Below are 17,053 nucleotides of genomic sequence, written 5' to 3' on the forward strand. Positions count from 1 at the left end.
TCCCCCGCCCGGCTGCTCCGCGCCCCGGCGCGCCCCGACCCGGCGGACCCGGCATGGGCCAGCGCCCCGCCGGCTTCGGCCAGCGTCCCGGCGGACCCGGCGGCGGAGCAGGACGTCCCGGCGGTGCCGGTCGTCCGGCCGGCGGCGGCTTCCAGCGCCCCGGCGGCGCTCCCGGTGCCGGTGGCGGCTTCGCCCCGCGTCCCGGTGGCGGCGGCGGTCGCGGTCGCGGCCCCGGCGGTGGAACCGCAGGAGCCTTCGGTCGCGGTGGCGGCAAGAGCAAGGCCCGGAAGTCCAAGCGCACGAAGCGTCAGGAGTTCGAGCTCAGGGAGGCCCCGTCGCTCGGCGGCGTCAGCGTCCCCCGCGGCGACGGCAGGACGGTCATCCGTCTGCGCCGCGGCGCGTCGATCTCGGACTTCGCCGACAAGATCGAGGCCATGACCGGCGTGCCGGTGCCCCCCGGCAACCTGGTCACCGTCCTCTTCGCCCTCGGCGAGATGGCGACGGCCACCGAGTCGCTCGACGAGGCCACCTTCGAGGTGCTCGGCTCCGAGCTCGGCTTCAAGATCCAGGTCGTCTCCCCCGAGGACGAGGACAAGGAGCTCCTCGAGGGCTTCGGTCTCGACCTCGAGCAGGAGCTCGACGACGAGACGGACGAGGACCTCGAGATCCGTCCCCCCGTCGTCACCGTCATGGGTCACGTCGACCACGGAAAGACGCGCCTGCTCGACGCGATCCGCAACGCCAACGTCGTCGCCGGCGAGGCGGGCGGCATCACGCAGCACATCGGTGCGTACCAGGTCGTCGCGGAGCACGAGGGCATCGAGCGCCCGATCACCTTCATCGACACCCCGGGTCACGAGGCGTTCACCGCCATGCGAGCCCGCGGTGCCCAGGTCACGGACATCGCGATCCTCGTGGTCGCGGCGGACGACGGCATCATGCCGCAGACCATCGAGGCGCTGAACCACGCCCAGGCGGCCAACGTGCCGATCGTGGTCGCGGTGAACAAGGTGGACAAGCCCGACGCCAACCCGGCCAAGGTGCGCCAGCAGCTCACCGAGTTCGGGCTCGTCGCCGAGGAGTACGGCGGAGACGTCATGTTCGTCGACGTGTCGGCTCGCGCGGGCACCGGCATCCAGGACCTCCTGGACGCCGTGCTGCTCACCGCGGACGCCGGTCTCGACCTGCGCGCCAACCCCAACAAGGAGGCGCGCGGAGTCGCGATCGAGGCGAAGCTCGACAAGGGACGCGGTGCGGTCGCGACCGTGCTCATCCAGTCGGGAACGCTGCGCGTCGGAGACGCGATCGTCGCCGGAACGGCCTACGGCCGCGTCCGTGCGATGGCGGACGAGAACGGCAACGCCGTCCTCGAAGCCGTGCCGTCGCGTCCGGTGCAGGTGCAGGGACTCTCGTCCGTGCCCCGCGCCGGCGACACCTTCCTCGTCACCGAGGAGGACCGCACGGCCCGTCAGATCGCCGAGAAGCGCGAAGCCGCTCAGCGCAACGCCCTGCTGGCCAAGGCCCGCAAGCGCATCTCGCTCGAGGACTTCACCCGTGCTCTCGAGGAGGGCAAGGTCGAGTCGCTCAACCTCATCATCAAGGGCGACGTGTCCGGTGCCGTCGAGGCGCTGGAGGAGTCGCTCGTCAAGATCGAGGTCGACGACTCGGTGCAGCTGCGCATCATCCACCGCGGTGTCGGTGCGATCACGGAGTCGGACGTCAACCTCGCGACGATCGACAACGCGATCATCGTGGGCTTCAACGTCCGCCCCGACCCGAAGGCCCGCGAGCGCGCTGCTCGAGAAGGAGTGGACATCCGCTTCTACTCGGTCATCTACAACGCGATCGAAGAGGTCGAGAACTCGCTCACGGGCATGCTCAAGCCAGAGTTCGAGGAGGTCCAGTCCGGTGTCGCCGAGATCCGCGAGGTGTTCCGCTCCTCCAAGTTCGGCAACATCGCGGGTGTCATCGTCCGCTCCGGCACGATCACCCGCAACTCGAAGGCGCGCGTCATCCGTGACGGCGTCGTGGTCGGGGACAACCTGGCCATCGAGTCGCTGCGTCGCTTCAAGGACGACGTCACGGAGGTCCGTACGGACTACGAGGCCGGTATCGGACTCGGAAAGTACAACGACATCCAGATCGGCGACGAGATCGAGACGATCGAGATGAAGGAGAAGCCGCGAGGCTGATCCGCTCCACTGGAAGGCCCGGGTCCGCCCGGGCCTTCCGGCGTCTCACGGCGCTGTTCGTGCGGGATCGGGAGGGGACTCTCGTCCTCTCGCGCCCTGCGGGAGGAATCGGGGGCCGCCCGTGTCCCGGAGGTGCGCACCCTCCAGCGGGCGCTTCCGCACCCCCGGGTGCGGGAGACCGACCCCGATCAGGCGCTCCTGTCTCGGTGGGTGCGCCCGCTGAACGAGCAGCTCGCGAGCAGCGCGCCTGCGGGCGACGTCCGGCTCCCGATCCAGCACCTGAGCCTTCCCACCCCCCGGTCCCCGAGGATCAGGGGGGGGGCGGACCCGCACCCCCTCCGATCGCGGGCACGGGTGGGGTGCCTCCTCGCGGCTCCTGGCCGGGCCTGGCGGGCGGGCCGCAGGCCCGCGGGAGGGAGCCGCGAGGAGGCACCCCACCCGCGCCGTCGCAGACGCGCAGTCGAGGGGCATCACGCCCCAGAAGCAAGGCCCCCTCGGACGCGACCGGTCGTCCGGGCGGAGAGTGGTTGAATGGCGAGCTGAACGGTTCGCCGAGAGAGATGTGAGGACCAGCCATGGCAGATCCGGCCCGGGCGAGGAAGCTCGCCGAACGTATCCAGGTGATCGTCGCGAAGCGGCTCGAGCGCGGTCTCCGCGACCCGCGCCTCGGCTTCGTCACCATCACCGATGTCCAGGTGACCGGCGACCTGCAGCACGCCTCGGTGTTCTACACGGTCTACGGCACCGATGAGGAGCGCGCCGATTCGGCCGCGGCCCTCAAGGCCGCCACCGGAATGCTCCGCACCGAGGTGGGCAGGAACATCACGTCCCGGCTCACGCCGTCGCTCGAGTTCATCCTCGACGCGGTGCCCGAGAACGCGAAGCACATCGAGGATCTGCTCGCCGCCGCGCGCAGCCAGGACTCGCAGGTGCAGTCGCTCGCCGCTCAGGCGGACTACGCCGGCGACGCGGACCCCTATGTGAAGCCCCGCGAGGACGACGAGGACTAGGCGCCGAGCCCGAACACCGCGGAGCCCGTGGCGACGTCGACCGATTCCAGGACGACGACGACACGGGCTCCCGGCGTGAGCGGGGCCGGGACGTCGACGGTGATCTCCGGGTCGAGCAGCTGGACCGAGGAGCGGGTGCGCGCCGAGGAGACGACGATCCCGCTGAAGGAGGCTCCTTCGCGGCCGCGGAGGACGGCGGCCTCGACGATCGCGGTCGCCGCACGGGAGGCGGCTCCGGCCCGGCGGTCGCTCGCGGCGAGGAGCGGCGGGAGCAGGGGCAGCGCCTCGCGCAGCTGCGACGGGATCGTTCCGCCGCGGGACACCGCGAGGCAGACGGCGAGGCCGAACCGGTCGACCAGGCGCCGCAGCGGCGCGGTGACGTGCGCGTACGGCGCGGCGAGAGCCGCCTGCTCGGGATGCTCCGGCGGGGCGCCGTCGAAGGCGGTGTAGCCGGCGCCGCGGAACAGGCTCGCCGCGGCGTACATGATGGCGAGCTGGGCGGGGTCGGCGGTGTCGAGGCGGCGCAGGTAGGCGCCGTAGGCCTCCTCCTCGGGCCACGGGACGCCGAGCGCCGCGGCTCGGGAGCGGAAGGCCGCGACGGTGGCGGGGTCGGCCTCGGGCATGGTCCGGAGGATGCCCACCCCCGCGTCGAGCATCATCGTCGCCGCCGCCATACCGGTCAGCAGCGAGACCTGGGCGTTCCAGCCCTCGACGGCCAGGGGAGCGCGGCGCTCGACCCGGTAGCCGCCGTCGGCGGCGACGATCTCCTCCTCGGGCAGCGTCAGGCTCGCTCCTCCGCGCTCGGCCTCGCGCGCCAGGCGCTCGCGTCCGAACCAGGGGAGGAGGGCGAGGGAGGGGTGCGGATCGCCCGCGTCGACGCTGCGCTGCACGCCCTCGTAGTCGAGCCGGGCCACGCTGCGCACGAGCGCCCGCTCGAGGTGCACCGAGCGCGGCTCCGCCCGCTCGTCGAGGGTCAGCGTCCAGACCAGCGCTCGGCGCGTCTCGTCCGGCAGGAGCGACGCGGTCCCCTCGGAGAGGACCGCGGGGTGCAGCGGGACGCGGCCGTCCGGGAGGTAGTAGGTCTGGCCGCGGCGGCGCGTCTCGGCGTCGAGCGCTCCGCCGGTGCGGACGACCGCGGGCACGTCCGCGATGGCGTAGCGGAGGACGACGCCCTCCGACGTGCGCTCCAGGTGGAGGGCCTGGTCCAGGTCGAGCGAGCCGGGCGGGTCGATCGTCACGAAGGGGAGGTCCGTCCGGTCGACGCGGTCCTCGTCGTCCGCTCCGGCGTCCGCGTGCTCGGCCTCGGCCAGCGCGGCCGGCGGGAACGGGCCGGGCAGGTCGTTCTCGACGCGGACCGCGGCGAGGGCGCGCTGGACGTCCTGGGCGAGGTCGACGTCGAGGGCGCGCTCGACGGCGGCGTCGGGGCGGGGGAGGCGGAGGCGGCGACCGGTCACGGCGCCGACCCTACCCGCCTCCTCCGACGCGGACGGCGGTCGACGGGCCCTCAGGAGCCGGGGAGGAGGTAGCCGTCCTCCGGGCCGCCCGTCGCCAGACCGTCGGCGAGGAGCCCGGCCAGGGCGCGACCGCGCTGGTCGGCGTCCGGCCAGAGAGACTCCACCTCGGCCGCGGTGACCGGGCCGTGCGCGGCGCGCAGCTCGGCGAGGATGAGGCCGCGGACCTGGCGGTCCGAGCCCTCGAACCGCTTCTGCTTCGCCTTCACGGGCCCGGTGTGCTCGGGGTACCCCTCCGCCCGCCAGCGGCAGAGGTCGCGGATCGGGCACTCGTCGCAGCGCGGAGCGCGGGCGGTGCAGACGACCGCCCCCAGCTCCATCGCGCCCGCGTTGAAGGCCGCCGCCTCGGAGAGCGACTCGGGCAGCAGCGCCGACATCGCGGCGAGGTCGGCCCTCGCGCGGGGCGGACCGGGCTCCGCCGCTCCGTCGACCGCGCGCGCGAGGACCCGGCGGACGTTGGTGTCGACCACGGGGTGCCGCCTCCCGTAGGCGAACACGGCGATGGCGCGGGCGGTGTAGTCGCCGATGCCGGGCAGCGCGAGGAGGGTCTCGACGTCGTCGGGGACCACGTCGCCGTGCTCCTCGGCGATCGCCACGGCGCAGGCGTGCAGGCGCAGGGCCCGCCGCGGGTAGCCCAGGGACTGCCAGGCGCGCACCGCCTCGCCGGGCGGGACGGCGGCGAGCGCGGAGGGTGTCGGCCAGCGCTCCAGCCACTCCGCCAGACGCGGGACGACGCGGACCACCGGGGTCTGCTGCAGCATGAACTCGCTGACGAGCGTGCCCCAGGCGGGGAACCCCTCTCGGCGCCACGGCAGGTCGCGGGCGCTCGCGCGGAACCAGGCGGTGATCGCGTCGGCGAGAGGGTCGGATGGCATCAGCCCACACTAGGCGGCGGCGCGTATCGTGGGCGGATGACCAGGTGGGCTCCGCAGAAGGCCGATGTGCTCGACGCTCTCGCGGCGGAGGTGCTGCACAACTACGGGCGCGGACGGGTCAAGGTCGGGATCGACGGCGACGACCCCGCGGTGAGCGCGGCGTTCGCGCTCGACCTCGCGGAGGCGCTCCGCCGGGCCGGCAAGGACGCGATCGTCGCGCACCTCACCGACTTCCGACGTCCCCGCGCCGATCGGGACGACCCCGCCGTGCCCGAGGAGCAGCGCTCCTACGCGGCCGGGTACGACTACGAGCTCCTGCGCCGCGTGCTGCTCGATCCGTTCACCCTCGGCGGCAGCACCGGGTTCGTGCTCGCGGGCTTCGATGCGGTGCGCGACGAGGCGCGGCAGGCGCGCTGGCGGACCGCCGGCCGCGACGCGGTGCTGCTCGTCGACGGCGAGTTCGCCCTCCGGCCGGAGCTGCGCGGCGCGTGGAGCACCAGCATCCGCCTCGACACGCAGGAGCCGCCGGTGGACGCGGCGTACCGCGCCACGACGGATCCGCGCCGGCTGGCGGGGATCCTCGTCGACATCCGCGATCCGGAGCAGCCCCGGCGCCTCTTCGCCGACTCCTGCTGAGCCTCGGGACGGAGGCCGCCGCCGCGGGCGGCGTCGGTCCGACAGGGCCGCGGGCTCAGACCAGGGCGGCGCGGCGCACGACCTCAGCCGGCGGCACGAAGGCGCCCGCCCGCTCGACCTCGTGCACCAGGTCGACCAGCAGCTGGTTGACCGGTGCCTCGCGCCCGCCGCGGTGAGCGGTGCGGACCACGGCCCCGGCCAGGTGGTCGATCTCGCTCGGCACTCCGCGGCGGACGCTCTGCAGCGTCGACCCGGGGTTCGGCACCTCGCCCATCCGCGCGGCCATCCGGCGGGGGAGCAGCTCGACCAGGGGCAGGGGAGCGGCGGCCAGGGCGCGGACGGACGCGTTCGAGAGTCCCTGCAGCGAGCCGAAGCGGACGCCCGACGCGAGGCCCGTCCGGGCGGCCTCGCGCATCGACCGGGCGAGGACGCGCCGCAGCCCCGGATCGACGATCGTCTCCTGGACCGAGAGCCCGGTGATCGCGGGCAGGGCGTTGACCTCGTTGATCAGCAGCTTCGTCCACTGCGCTCCGGTGAAGTCGTCGGTGACGGCGGTGGGGACCGCCTCGCCGAGCACGGCGGCGGCACGGCGCACGTCGTCGTCGGCCGGGCGGCCGGGGACGCCGAGCGTGGTCGTGGCAGGAGCCGTGACGGTGACGCGGCCGGGTTCGAGGTGGCTCGCGGCGAAGAGGGCGAGAGCACCCACGAGCCGGGCGTCGCGCACCTGCCGGGCCGCCGCGGTGAGTCCGTCCAGTCCGTTCTGGACGACGACGACGAGAGTGCCGTCGACCGTGCGGCGGTTGGTGCGCAGCGCGTCCTCGGCGTCCTGCGCTTTCGTGCAGACGAAGGCGAGATCGGGCACGAGGTCGAGGGACTCGCCGCAGCGGACCCAGGCGGTGTGCTCGCCCCACGCCCCGTCGAGCCGGATCCCCGACCGGCGGATCGCGGTGAGGTGGTCGCCTCGGGCGGTGACCTCGACGTCGTGCCCGGCGCGGTCGAGAAGGGCGGCGATGGTGCCGCCGACGGCGCCTGCTCCGAGTACTGCGATCCTCATCCGGACAGCCTAGGACGGGCGGGCGAGGGCTCCGGCTCCACCCCGGGGGTACTCCCGATCCGTCCGTGTATCCTCGCACCCGTGCTCGAGACCCCCGCCCCGGCTCCGAACGGGATCCTCCTGCTGGACAAGCCCGGCGGCATCACCAGCCACGACCTCGTCTCGCGGACCCGCCGCCGCGCGGGGACCCGCAAGGTCGGCCACGCGGGGACGCTCGATCCGATGGCGACCGGGCTGATGATCCTCGGTCTCGGCCCCTCGACGCGCCTGCTCACCTACCTCGTCGGCCTCGACAAGCAGTACGAGGCGACGATCCGGCTGGGCTCCTCCACCACCACCGACGACCAGGAGGGCGAGGTGCTCGCCTCGGCGGAGCCCGCCCTCGTCGCGGCCCTCGCCCCGGAGTCGGTGTCCGACGCGATCGCGGCCCTCACCGGAGCGATCGAGCAGGTCCCGAGCACGGTCAGCGCGATCAAGGTGGACGGCCGCCGCGCCTACGCCCGCGCCCGCGACGGCGAGGAGGTCGTGCTCGCCTCCCGCCCCGTGACCGTCTCGGAGTTCGCCGTCCTGGCGAGCCGCCCGGTCGAGGGGTTCCTCGACCTGGACGTGCGCGTCACCTGCTCCTCCGGCACCTACATCCGCGCGCTCGCCCGCGACCTGGGCGCGTCCCTCGGAGTCGGCGGCCACCTGACCGCGCTGCGGCGCACCGCGGTCGGCCCCTTCTCCGTGGCGCAGGCCGGCGAGATCGACGAGCTCGACGTCCCCGCCGCGCTCCTGCCGCCGACGCTGGTGGCGGGCGAGCTGTTCCCCCTGCTGCGCCTCGACGCCCAGGAGGCGGGCGATCTCGCGAACGGCAAGCGCATCCCGGCCCCGGAGGCGGTGGCGGGCGCGAAGGGCCTCCTCGCCGCGGTCGGCCCGGGGGAGCGGCTGATCGGCCTCGCCGAGCGGCGCGGCACCCAGCTCAAGAGCGTCGTCAACTTCCCGACCGAGGACCTGCGGACGGCCGCCTCGTGATCGAGTGGTTCACGATCCTCCAGGTGGGGATCGCCGTCGCGGCCGGCCTGCTCTGCCTCGTGCTCGGGCTGCTCGCCCGCCGTCCCTCGGACGTCTCGGTCGGCGCGACGGCGATCGTCGAGCTGCTGCTGATCGTCCAGCTGGCGGTCGCGATCGTGTCGCCGCTGGTCGGCAACCGCCCGTCGGGGAGCCTGCCGGAGTACTACATCTACCTGATCTCGGCGCTGCTCCTGCCGCTCGCGGCCGGGTTCTGGGCGCTCATCGAGCGGAGCCGCTGGAGCACCGTGATCCTGGGCGTCGCCTGCCTCTCGATCGCGGTCATGGTCTACCGGATGCACCAGATCTGGTTCTTCCAGAGCGCCTGATCGGGCCCGCCACCGGGCCCGGCCCGGCGAGCGCCTAGCATGGACGTGCGATGTCGAAACCAGCCAGCGATGCGTCCGGACGGGCCGCTCACGACCCCTCAGTCCCCTCGGCCCCCGGGAGCGGCGAGCCGACCCGTTCCGCCCGCTCGCGCGGGATCGGCAGCCTCCTGGTCGTGGTCTACGGGATCCTCGCGCTCGCCGCGACGGGGCGCTCCGTCTTCCAGATCATCGACCGGTTCGACGAGGCGCCGCTGGCGTTCTCGCTCTCGGCGCTCTCGGCCGTCGTGTACATCGTCGCGACGGTCGCCCTGATCGTCCCGGGCCGCGCCTGGCAGCGCGTCGCGTGGGTGACGATCACCTTCGAGCTGGTGGGCGTGCTCGTGGTCGGCGCGCTCAGCCTCCTCGCTCCGCAGCTCCTCGGGCTCGCGAGCGCCGACCCGTTCGGGCGCCAGTCGACGGTGTGGGCGGCCTTCGGCGCCGGCTACCTGCTCATCCCGCTCGTCCTGCCCGTGCTCGGCCTCTGGTGGCTCCGCGTGCAGGGGCGGCGCACGCCCCGGGCGGCCGCCTGATGCGCGTCGAGACCCGCCCCGGCGACCTGGCCGGGATCGGACCCTCCGCCGTCACGATCGGCAAGTTCGACGGCGTCCACTCCGGGCACCGGGCCGTCATCGGCCGGCTGCACGAGCGGGCCCGCGAGCAGGGGCTCGCCGCCGTCGTCGTCACCTTCGACCGCAATCCGCTCAGCGTGATCGCGCCGGAGAAGTGCCCGCCCGTCCTGGTCGGCAACGAGCAGAAGCTCGAGCTCCTCGCGGGGACCGGCGTGGACGCGACGCTGCTGCTCACCTTCGACGAGGCGTTCCGGGCGCTCTCACCCGAGCAGTTCGTCGAGCAGGTGCTGGTGGAGGCGCTCGAGGCCCGTGTGGTCCTCGTCGGCTCCGACTTCCGCTTCGGCGCCCGGGGAGCGGGCGACGTCGACCTGCTGCACGTGCTCGGCGGGCAGCACGGATTCGAGGTGGAGCTGATCGACGACGTGCGGCCCGAGGACGGCCGCCGCGTCTCCTCCACCTGGATCCGCGAGCTGCTGGCCGAGGGCGATGTGGAGCACGCGACGCGCCTGCTCGGGCACGAGCCCGTCGTCCGCGGCGTGGTCGTGCACGGAGCGAAGCGCGGCCGCGAGCTGGGCTTCCCGACCGCGAACCTCTCGCCGGAGTCGCAGGGCCTGATCCCGGCCGACGGCGTCTACGCGGGCCGGCTCACCACCGACGGCGTCACGCATCCCGCCGCGATCTCGGTCGGCAGCAACCCGACCTTCGTCGGAGTGCCGCCCAAGCAGGTCGAGGCGTATGTGCTCGATCAGACGCTCGACACCCTCGACCTCTACGACCGCGTGGTCGACGTGGCGTTCGTCGGCCGGATCCGCGGCCAGGTCGCCTACGAGGGCGTCGAGCCCCTCATCCGCCAGATGAACCACGACGTGGTGCAGGTCCGCGAGGTCCTCGGCATCGACTGAGCGGGATGCCGGGCGCCGCCTAGCAGGGGCCGCGGGCCCGCACCAGCGGGAGAGGTCCCGGGGCCATCGGCGTACCGTGGCCGCATGAGCGAAACCCCCTCCGACTCGGCGCGCCCCCTCGCGCTCGTCACCGGCGCGACCGGCTACATCGGCGGCCGGCTGACGCCGCGCCTCCTCGAGGCGGGCTTCCGGGTGCGCGTCCTGGTGCGCGACCCGCGCAAGCTGGTCGACGTGCCGTGGGCGGAGGAGGTCGAGGTCGCCCAGGGCGATCTCGGCGATCCGGAGTCGCTGGAGGCCGCGGTCGAGGGCGTCGACGTCCTCTACTACCTCGTCCACTCGATGGGCTCGGGCAACGACCACGCCCACTTCGAGGAGGTCGAGAGCCGCGCCGCGCAGAACGTCGCCACGGCCGCGAGGTCGGCCGGCGTCGGCCGCATCGTCTACCTCGGCGGCCTGCACCCCGAGGGCCAGGAGCTCTCGAAGCACCTCCGCTCGCGCGCTGAGGTGGGCCGGATCCTGATGGAGTCGGGAGTGCCGACGATCGCCCTGCAGGCGGGCGTGATCATCGGCTCCGGGTCGACCTCGTTCGAGATGGTGCGCCACCTCACCGACGTGCTGCCGTACATGCCCGCGCCGCAGTGGGTGCGCAACTTCATCCAGCCGATCGCCGTGCGCGACGTGCTGCACTACCTGATCGGCTCCGCGTCGCTCGAGGACGCCACGCTCAACCGCACCTTCGACATCGGCGGGCCCGACGTGCTCCGCTACGGCCAGATGATGAACGGCTACGCGGTCGAGGCCGGACTCCCGCAGCGGCCGATCGCGTCCCTGCCGGTGTTCACCCCGTGGCTGGCCTCGCAGTGGGTCAACCTGGTCACGCCGATCCCGCGCTCGCTCGCGGTGCCCATCATCGCCTCGCTGCAGTACGACTGCGTCGTGCACGAGCAGGACATCCGCGCGCTCATCCCCGACCCCGAGGGCGGGCTGACCTCCTACCGCCGCGCCGTCCGGCTCGCGCTGGGAAAGATGCAGGCGGGCGAGATCGAGACGAGCTGGCAGAACGCGGAGGTCGTCGGCGCTCCCAGCGATCCGCTGCCGAGCGACCCGGAGTGGGCCGGCCACACGGTCTACGTGGACCTCAAGGAGCGCCGCACCCAGGCCGACCCGGCCAAGCTCTGGCGCGTCATCGAGGGCATCGGCGGCACCAACGGCTGGTACTCCTTCCCGCTCGCGTGGGTGATCCGCGGCTGGATGGACCGCCTCGTCGGGGGAGTGGGCCTGCAGCGCGGGCGCCGCGACTCCGCGCGCCTGCACGCCGGCGACGCCCTCGACTTCTGGCGCGTCGAGGAGATCGAGCGGCCGAAGCTCCTGCGCCTGCGCGCCGAGATGAAGGTGCCCGGCGGGGCCTGGCTCGAGATGCGCGCCGAGCCCTCCGGAGACGGCGGCTCGGTCTACACGCAGCGCGCGGTGTTCTTCCCGCAGGGCCTCGCGGGCAGGCTCTACTGGTTCGCGATCCTGCCCTTCCACGGCATCATCTTCAACGGCATGGCCAACCGCATCACGGCCACCGCGGCCGACCTGCCGGACTCCGGCGACGAGCGCTCCCCTGGCGGGCGCCGGGTGCAGCGGTGACAATGGAGGGGTCCGGCGGCGGCGAGGCCGCCCGGGACGCCGACGAGAGGAGCACGATGAGCGAACGGTCGAGTACGGACGCGGGGCGCGGACTCCAGCTGGGGAAGGTCCTCTTCATCGGGGACAGCATCATCCAGGCGGGAGCCTGGGGCGAGTGGCTGACGGAGTCGACGGTCGTCGACGAGGGAGTCGGAGGGGCCACCACGGCGGACGTCGTCGCGCGGCTCGCCGAGCTGGTCGCGCAGGAGCCGGACACGGTGGTGCTGCTGATCGGCACCAACGACCTCGCCTGGCACCGCACGACGGAGCACGTCGTGCGCAACATCGAGACGATCGTCGCGACGTTCCGGCGCGACCTCCCGGACGTGCGCATCCTGGTGACCTCGGTCCTGCCGCGCGGACACGAGTTCGCGCCGCAGATCCGCGAGATCAACCGCCACCTGTGGCAGTTCGCGCCCACGGCGCACGCGGGCTACCTCGACCTGTGGCCGGTGCTCGCGGGCGAGGACGGCGGACTGCTCGAGCAGTACTCGCCGGACGGCCTGCACCTCAACGAGGACGGCTACCGCGCCTGGCGCGAGGCACTGGGCCCGGCGCTCGAGGCGGTCGTGCGGATGCCTCCGCGGACCCGCCCGATCACGCTGCCCTACGACGAGTTCGCGCGGCCGAAGACGGCCTAGCGCAGCACCGTGGAGGGGGAGTCGACCGCAGGGTCGGCTCCCCCTCCGTCATTCCGCGGCCAGGGCGGCCTCGAAGGCCGCGAGGGCGTCCGCGGAGAAGAGGACGAACCGGACCTCGTCGAGTGCGCCGTCCGCGGTCGCCTCGCGGACCGTCTCCACCGCGATGCGCGCCGCGTCGTCCATCGGCCAGCCGTAGACGCCCGCCGAGACGGCCGGGAAGGCGAGCGTCCGCGCACCGAGACCGACGGCGGTGCGCACAGACTCGCGGTAGGCCGAGGCGAGGACGGCGCTGCGGTCCTCCGACCGCGAGTGGACGGGACCGACGGTGTGCACGACCCAGCGGGCGGGGAGGCGGCCGGCGGTCGTGGCGACCGCGGAGCCGGCGGGCAGGCCGTCCGGCAGCTCGGTCCCGCGGAGCCGGCGGCACTCGGCGAGGATCTCCGGTCCGCCCGCGCGGTGGATCGCGCCGTCGACGCCGCCGCCGCCGAGGAGCGACGAGTTCGCCGCGTTCACGATCGCGTCGACGTGCTCGCGGGTGAGGTCGCCGCGCACGGCTCTCAGGGTGGTCACGACTCCTCCTCCAGGCTTCGTCCGAGGGCAGCGATCGCCGCAGGTCCCACGCGGCAGCAGCCGCCGATCAGATCCGCTCCCGCGGCGCGCCAGGAGGCGACCAGCGCGGGGTCGAAGGCCGCGTCGCCTGCCCAGCGACGCTCGACGGCGTCCCACTCCTCGCCGCTGTTCGGGTACACGACGACCAGCTTGCCGGTGACGGAGCGGGCGATGCGGACCGCCTCGGCGACGTCGCCGGGCGGGCAGCAGTTCACTCCCACGCCGACCACCTCCTCGGAGGCGGCGGCGACGGCGAACGCCTCGGCCAGGGGCTCGCCGGCCGCGGTGCGGCCCGAACGGCCGCTCACGCAGATCCAGGCGGGGACCGAGGAGCCCGCGAGGGCCTCCACGACGGCCCGCACCTCCCGCACCGACGGGATGGTCTCGACGGCGAGCAGGTCGGGCCCGGCCGCGGCCAGGGCCTCCAGGCGCGGCCGGTGCCAGGCGGCGAGCTCGCCGACGGTGAGGCCGTCGTCTCCGCGGTACTCGGAGCCGTCGCCGAGGCTCGCACCGAAAGGGCCGACGGAGGCGGCGACCCAGCCGCTCTGCGCGCGCCGGGCCAGGTCGACGCTCTCCCGGAGGGCGCGCTCGGCGAGGCCCGGGGCCAGCCCCGCGGCTGCGAATCCGCTCGCGGACACCTGGTAGCTCGCGGTCACCGCGATCCGGGCGCCCGCCTCGGCGAAGGCGCGGTGCGCGGCGACGACCCGGCCGGGCTCCTCCAGCAGGACCCGGGCGCTCCAGAGCGAGGAGTCCACCGCGGCGCCCTGCGCCTCCAGCTCCGTGCCCAGGCCCCCGTCGAGCAGCAGCGGGCGCACCCGCGCCGCGGCGACGAGGCCGGCGGTCACGAGCGGTTGTTGGAGAGCTCGAAGATCTTCACGAGCTCGGCGATGGCCGCCTCGCGGGCGTCTCCGCCCTCCTCGAACATCGCGGTGATGTGCGTGCGGAGGTGGTTCTCGACGATGAGCTTGTTGAGCGAGCCGAGCGACTTCTGGATCGCGAGGGACTGCGTGACGATGTCGACGCAGTAGTCCTCGTTCTCGATCATCCGCTCGAGGCCGCGCATCTGGCCGCCCAGGATCCGGGCACGGTGCAGCGAGCGCTTCTTGAGGTCCTCGATCACTCCTCCAGCCTACGCGCCGCGGGCGGTACCCGGGCGGGGTATGCGCGCGCCTACGATCGAGGGGTGAGCACCCGCAAGCCGTCCCGCGCGACCGCCGCCCGCTACCCCTCGCGCGACCGCGCCCGCATGGCGCTCGCGCCCGGGATCCTCGGCGCGATCGTGCTGCTGGCCGGGCTCGCCCTCGTCGGCTCCGATGCCTACGACTTCATCCGCTACCCGGTCGCGATCCTCGCGGCGGTCATCGGCTGGTTCGCGATCCAGGCGCGCGCACTCCTCTGGCTGATCGGGCTCGTCCCGGTGCTCGTGCTGTGGAACCCGGTGCTGCCGTTCGCGTTCCCGGACGCGATCTGGTCCTCGCTGAGCCTCGCCGCGGTCGGCGTCTTCGTGGCGGCGGGCCTCGTCATCCGCGTCCCGACCCCGGAATGACGACGAGCGCGACCGTCCGCGCGTCTGAGCGCCGACCGGACCGCCCCGAGGAGTAGACTGGCGCCGCACCCGCACGCCGGGGATGCTGCGACCGGGTCCCAGACCCGTTGCTCGGAGCTCTCGACGGCCACCGGATGCACCGACGCCCGACGCCTCCCCGGAGGCGATCCGGCGGATGCACGGCGACGGCAGCGCGCGGGAACCCTTCCTCCGCCCCCCGTCACACATCGAGGAGGAGCATGGCTCGCAGCGGCCAGCGTCAGTCCGGTCAGACGCGACGAGCGTCGAACGCCGCCGGGAGCCGACCCCGATCGCGTTCGCGCGGCGTGGACAACGCGGGGATCATCCCGATCCTCGCCCGCCGCGTCCGCGAGGTGGAGGCGAAGGCCCAGACCGGCAAGGTCGGGCCGACCAACCGGACGAAGTTCCTGGTTATCGCCCTCCTGATGCGCGAGGAGCGCAAGCGGGTCAAGGTCGATCCCTCGCTCAGCGACGCGCAGCGCGCCGAGGAGATGAAGCGCCTCGACGGCATCGCCACGATCCTGGCCAAGACGGCCGCCCGCGACACCAGCCTGATCGCGCTGCTCGAATCGGAGGCCGGCGTCACGGCGGCCGCGCAGAAGCTCCGCCGCGACTGGCTGCTCGAGGCGGGCGCGGAGCTCAGCCCCGACGAGCTGCTCATCGTGACCGAGCCGGAGCCCAAGCCCGAGGTGCCGGTCAACCAGGTCGTGCCGCAGTCGGTGCGCGCCCGCCAGCTGGCGAACCCCTTCCTCCCGCCGGACTTCTCGATCGCCGAGGCCTCGGCTCCGGCGCCGCGCCGCAGGCTCGACGACTGGGAGCTGCTCGGGCCGCTCTTCAAGGCGTTCGAGTACGGAGCGGGCGGACGGGCCGCGAGCATGGAGCTCCCGGAGCCGCCGAAGCTCGACCGGGTCTCGCCGCGCGGCCGCGAGCTGATGCCGCACCAGGCGCGCTTCATCGAGAGCGCCCGCGAGGGGCACCGCAGCTTCCTGCTCGCCGACGAGCCGGGTCTGGGCAAGACCGCGCAGAGCCTCCTGGCCGCCTCGGTGGTCGGGGCGTACCCGCTGCTCGCGGTGGTGCCGAACGTGGTCAAGATGAACTGGGCGCGCGAGGTCGAGCACTGGACGCCGCAGCGGCGCGCCACGGTCATCCACGGAGACGGCGGCACGCTCGACGCGTTCGCCGACGTGGTCATCGTCAACTACGACATCCTCGACCGGCACATCGGCTGGCTCGGGAGCCTGGGCTTCCGCGGCATGGTCGTCGACGAGGCGCACTTCATCAAGAACCTCCGCTCGCAGCGCTCGCAGAGCGTGCTCGCGCTGGCGTCGAGGATCCGCGAGACCACTCCGGGGCACGATCCGCTGATGATCGCGCTGACCGGCACCCCGCTGATCAACGACGTCGACGACTTCCGCGCCATCTGGCGCTTCCTCGGCTGGATCGACGAGACCAAGCCGGGACCGGAGCTGATGGGCCGCCTCGAGGAGACGGGCCTCACCCCCGCCGACACAGGCTTCTACCCGGAGGCGCGCGAGGCCGTGATCGACCTCGGCATCGTCCGGCGCAAGAAGATCGACGTCGCCGCCGACCTGCCGTCGAAGCGGATCGTCGATCTGCCCGTCGAGCTGGACGACGACCTCGGCCGCTCCATCCAGAAGGCCGAGCGCGAGCTCGGCGCCCGCATGCTGCAGCGCTTCAGGGCGGTCACCTCCTCGATCACGCACGAGCTCGACGACGACGAGCGCGAGCGGTTCATCCGCATCGTGGCGCAGAGCGAGCTCGAGGAGTCGAAGTCGGCCAAGACCGGCGAGAACGTCTTCACCATGGTGCGCCGGATCGGCCAGGCCAAGGCGGCGCTGGCCGCCGACTACGCCTCGCAGCTGGCCCGCTCGGTGGGCAAGGTCGTCTTCTTCGCGAAGCACATCGACGTGATGGACCAGGCGGAGGACACCTTCGAGAAGCGCGAGCTGACGTCCGTCTCCATCCGCGGCGACCAGACCGCGGCGTTCCGCCAGACGCAGATCGACGCCTTCAACGAGGACCCGGACGTCTCTGTCGCCGTCTGCTCGCTCACCGCGGCGGGAGTCGGCGTGAACCTGCAGGCGTCCTCCAACGTGGTGCTCGCCGAGCTGTCGTGGACCTCGGCCGAGCAGACGCAGGCGATCGACCGCGTGCACCGCATCGGCCAGGAGGAGCCGGTGACGGCGTGGAGGATCATCGCGGCGCACACGATCGACGCGAAGATCGCGGAGCTCATCGACGCCAAGGCCGGTCTCGCCGCCCGGGCGCTCGACGGCGCGGACGCCGAGACGGCCTCGGCCGACACGGTGCAGCTGGACGCCCTCATGCACGTCCTGCGCGAGGCGATCGGCTGAGCGCACCCGGCCGGGCCGGCTGA

17 protein-coding genes are annotated in these 17,053 nt (G+C 73.5%); 11 read left to right on the top strand and 6 right to left on the bottom strand.

Features of this window, described 5'->3' with window-relative positions; all coding sequences use genetic code 11:
* Positions 1-2,192, top strand: a 2,192-nt coding sequence (gene infB, locus C5C71_RS07590) for a translation initiation factor IF-2 (RefSeq protein ID WP_104337477.1), incomplete at its 5' end; no start/stop codon positions are given.
* A gap of 575 nt (positions 2,193-2,767) precedes the next feature.
* Positions 2,768-3,202, top strand: coding sequence for a 30S ribosome-binding factor RbfA (gene rbfA, locus C5C71_RS07595; protein WP_104246571.1), 435 nt, complete (start codon positions 2,768-2,770; stop codon positions 3,200-3,202).
* Here rbfA and C5C71_RS07600 read toward each other — a convergent pair.
* Both C5C71_RS07600 and C5C71_RS07605 read right to left on the bottom strand, forming a co-directional pair.
* A complete protein-coding gene (locus C5C71_RS07600) occupies positions 3,199-4,656 on the bottom strand; it encodes a ribonuclease catalytic domain-containing protein (protein ID WP_104246570.1) in 1,458 nt (485 codons plus the stop codon). The genes rbfA and C5C71_RS07600 overlap by 4 nt on opposite strands.
* Positions 4,657-4,706: 50 nt before the next feature.
* Positions 4,707-5,588 (bottom strand): A/G-specific adenine glycosylase, encoded by an 882-nt coding sequence (locus tag C5C71_RS07605; protein ID WP_104268492.1) that lies wholly within the window; start codon positions 5,586-5,588, stop codon positions 4,707-4,709.
* A 36-nt stretch (positions 5,589-5,624) separates the two neighbouring features.
* On the opposite strand from C5C71_RS07605, the gene C5C71_RS17915 reads away from it, so the two are divergent.
* Entirely contained in the window at positions 5,625-6,224 is a 600-nt protein-coding gene (locus tag C5C71_RS17915; RefSeq protein WP_258065749.1) for a hypothetical protein, read from the top strand.
* Positions 6,225-6,279: 55 nt separating this feature from the next.
* Here the strand turns inward: C5C71_RS17915 and C5C71_RS07615 are convergent, their stop codons facing one another.
* Positions 6,280-7,278: a ketopantoate reductase family protein gene (locus tag C5C71_RS07615; RefSeq protein ID WP_104268493.1), complete on the bottom strand. Its 999-nt coding sequence runs from the start codon at positions 7,276-7,278 to the stop codon at positions 6,280-6,282.
* A gap of 81 nt (positions 7,279-7,359) precedes the next feature.
* Between C5C71_RS07615 and truB the strand changes: the two genes are divergently transcribed.
* The 6 genes from truB (at position 7,360) to C5C71_RS07645 (ending at position 12,479) form a co-directional block, all read left to right on the top strand.
* Positions 7,360-8,292, top strand: a complete 933-nt coding sequence (truB, locus tag C5C71_RS07620; protein ID WP_104223057.1) for a tRNA pseudouridine(55) synthase TruB — start codon at positions 7,360-7,362, stop codon at positions 8,290-8,292.
* Positions 8,289-8,657, top strand: a complete 369-nt coding sequence (locus C5C71_RS07625; protein ID WP_104223058.1) for a hypothetical protein — start codon at positions 8,289-8,291, stop codon at positions 8,655-8,657. The genes truB and C5C71_RS07625 overlap by 4 nt, the downstream gene beginning before the upstream one ends.
* Before the next feature lie 50 nt (positions 8,658-8,707).
* Entirely contained in the window at positions 8,708-9,226 is a 519-nt protein-coding gene (locus tag C5C71_RS07630) for a hypothetical protein (protein ID WP_258064086.1), read from the top strand.
* The gene (locus C5C71_RS07635; RefSeq protein WP_104268530.1) at positions 9,226-10,167 is read left to right on the top strand and encodes a bifunctional riboflavin kinase/FAD synthetase; all 942 of its coding nucleotides are present in this window, start codon (positions 9,226-9,228) and stop codon (positions 10,165-10,167) included. The genes C5C71_RS07630 and C5C71_RS07635 overlap by 1 nt, the downstream gene beginning before the upstream one ends.
* Before the next feature lie 84 nt (positions 10,168-10,251).
* Complete coding sequence (locus C5C71_RS07640) at positions 10,252-11,799, top strand: SDR family oxidoreductase (RefSeq protein WP_104233790.1); 1,548 nt, start codon at positions 10,252-10,254, stop codon at positions 11,797-11,799.
* A gap of 56 nt (positions 11,800-11,855) precedes the next feature.
* On the top strand, positions 11,856-12,479 hold the full coding sequence (locus C5C71_RS07645) for a GDSL-type esterase/lipase family protein (protein ID WP_104225671.1): 624 nt from the start codon (positions 11,856-11,858) through the stop codon (positions 12,477-12,479).
* 48 nt (positions 12,480-12,527) lie between these two features.
* On the opposite strand, the gene C5C71_RS07650 is transcribed toward C5C71_RS07645, so the two are convergent.
* Genes C5C71_RS07650 through C5C71_RS07660 form a run of 3 tightly spaced genes read right to left on the bottom strand, consistent with a single transcriptional unit; the run spans position 12,528 to position 14,208 of the window.
* A complete protein-coding gene (locus C5C71_RS07650; RefSeq protein WP_104225600.1) occupies positions 12,528-13,049 on the bottom strand; it encodes an O-acetyl-ADP-ribose deacetylase in 522 nt (173 codons plus the stop codon).
* A complete protein-coding gene (gene mmuM, locus C5C71_RS07655) occupies positions 13,046-13,933 on the bottom strand; it encodes a homocysteine S-methyltransferase (protein WP_104337455.1) in 888 nt (295 codons plus the stop codon). The genes C5C71_RS07650 and mmuM overlap by 4 nt, the downstream gene beginning before the upstream one ends.
* Positions 13,930-14,208, bottom strand: a complete 279-nt coding sequence (locus C5C71_RS07660) for a metal-sensitive transcriptional regulator (RefSeq protein WP_104223062.1) — start codon at positions 14,206-14,208, stop codon at positions 13,930-13,932. Before C5C71_RS07660 ends, mmuM begins: the two co-directional genes overlap by 4 nt.
* Positions 14,209-14,271: 63 nt before the next feature.
* On the opposite strand from C5C71_RS07660, the gene C5C71_RS07665 reads away from it, so the two are divergent.
* Entirely contained in the window at positions 14,272-14,634 is a 363-nt protein-coding gene (locus tag C5C71_RS07665; RefSeq protein ID WP_244229446.1) for a DUF6804 family protein, read from the top strand.
* Between the two features lie 239 nt (positions 14,635-14,873).
* Positions 14,874-17,030, top strand: a complete 2,157-nt coding sequence (locus C5C71_RS07670; RefSeq protein ID WP_104225603.1) for a DEAD/DEAH box helicase — start codon at positions 14,874-14,876, stop codon at positions 17,028-17,030.
* Positions 17,031-17,053: the final 23 nt, after the last annotated feature.

Source organism: Rathayibacter sp. AY1C1 (assembly GCF_002932105.1).
GTDB lineage: Bacteria > Actinomycetota > Actinomycetes > Actinomycetales > Microbacteriaceae > Rathayibacter.

Bases quoted from the DNA above. Each gene is read 5' to 3' on its own strand.
- rbfA (WP_104246571.1), top strand. From the start codon at position 2,768: ATGGCAGATCCGGCCCGGGCGAGGAAGCTCGCCGAACGTATCCAGGTG.
- C5C71_RS07605 (WP_104268492.1), bottom strand. From the start codon at position 5,588: ATGCCATCCGACCCTCTCGCCGACGCGATCACCGCCTGGTTCCGCGCG.
- C5C71_RS17915 (WP_258065749.1), top strand. From the start codon at position 5,625: ATGACCAGGTGGGCTCCGCAGAAGGCCGATGTGCTCGACGCTCTCGCG.
- C5C71_RS07615 (WP_104268493.1), bottom strand. From the start codon at position 7,278: ATGAGGATCGCAGTACTCGGAGCAGGCGCCGTCGGCGGCACCATCGCC.
- C5C71_RS07630 (WP_258064086.1), top strand. From the start codon at position 8,708: ATGTCGAAACCAGCCAGCGATGCGTCCGGACGGGCCGCTCACGACCCC.
- C5C71_RS07635 (WP_104268530.1), top strand. From the start codon at position 9,226: ATGCGCGTCGAGACCCGCCCCGGCGACCTGGCCGGGATCGGACCCTCC.
- C5C71_RS07640 (WP_104233790.1), top strand. From the start codon at position 10,252: ATGAGCGAAACCCCCTCCGACTCGGCGCGCCCCCTCGCGCTCGTCACC.
- C5C71_RS07645 (WP_104225671.1), top strand. From the start codon at position 11,856: ATGAGCGAACGGTCGAGTACGGACGCGGGGCGCGGACTCCAGCTGGGG.
- C5C71_RS07670 (WP_104225603.1), top strand. From the start codon at position 14,874: ATGGCTCGCAGCGGCCAGCGTCAGTCCGGTCAGACGCGACGAGCGTCG.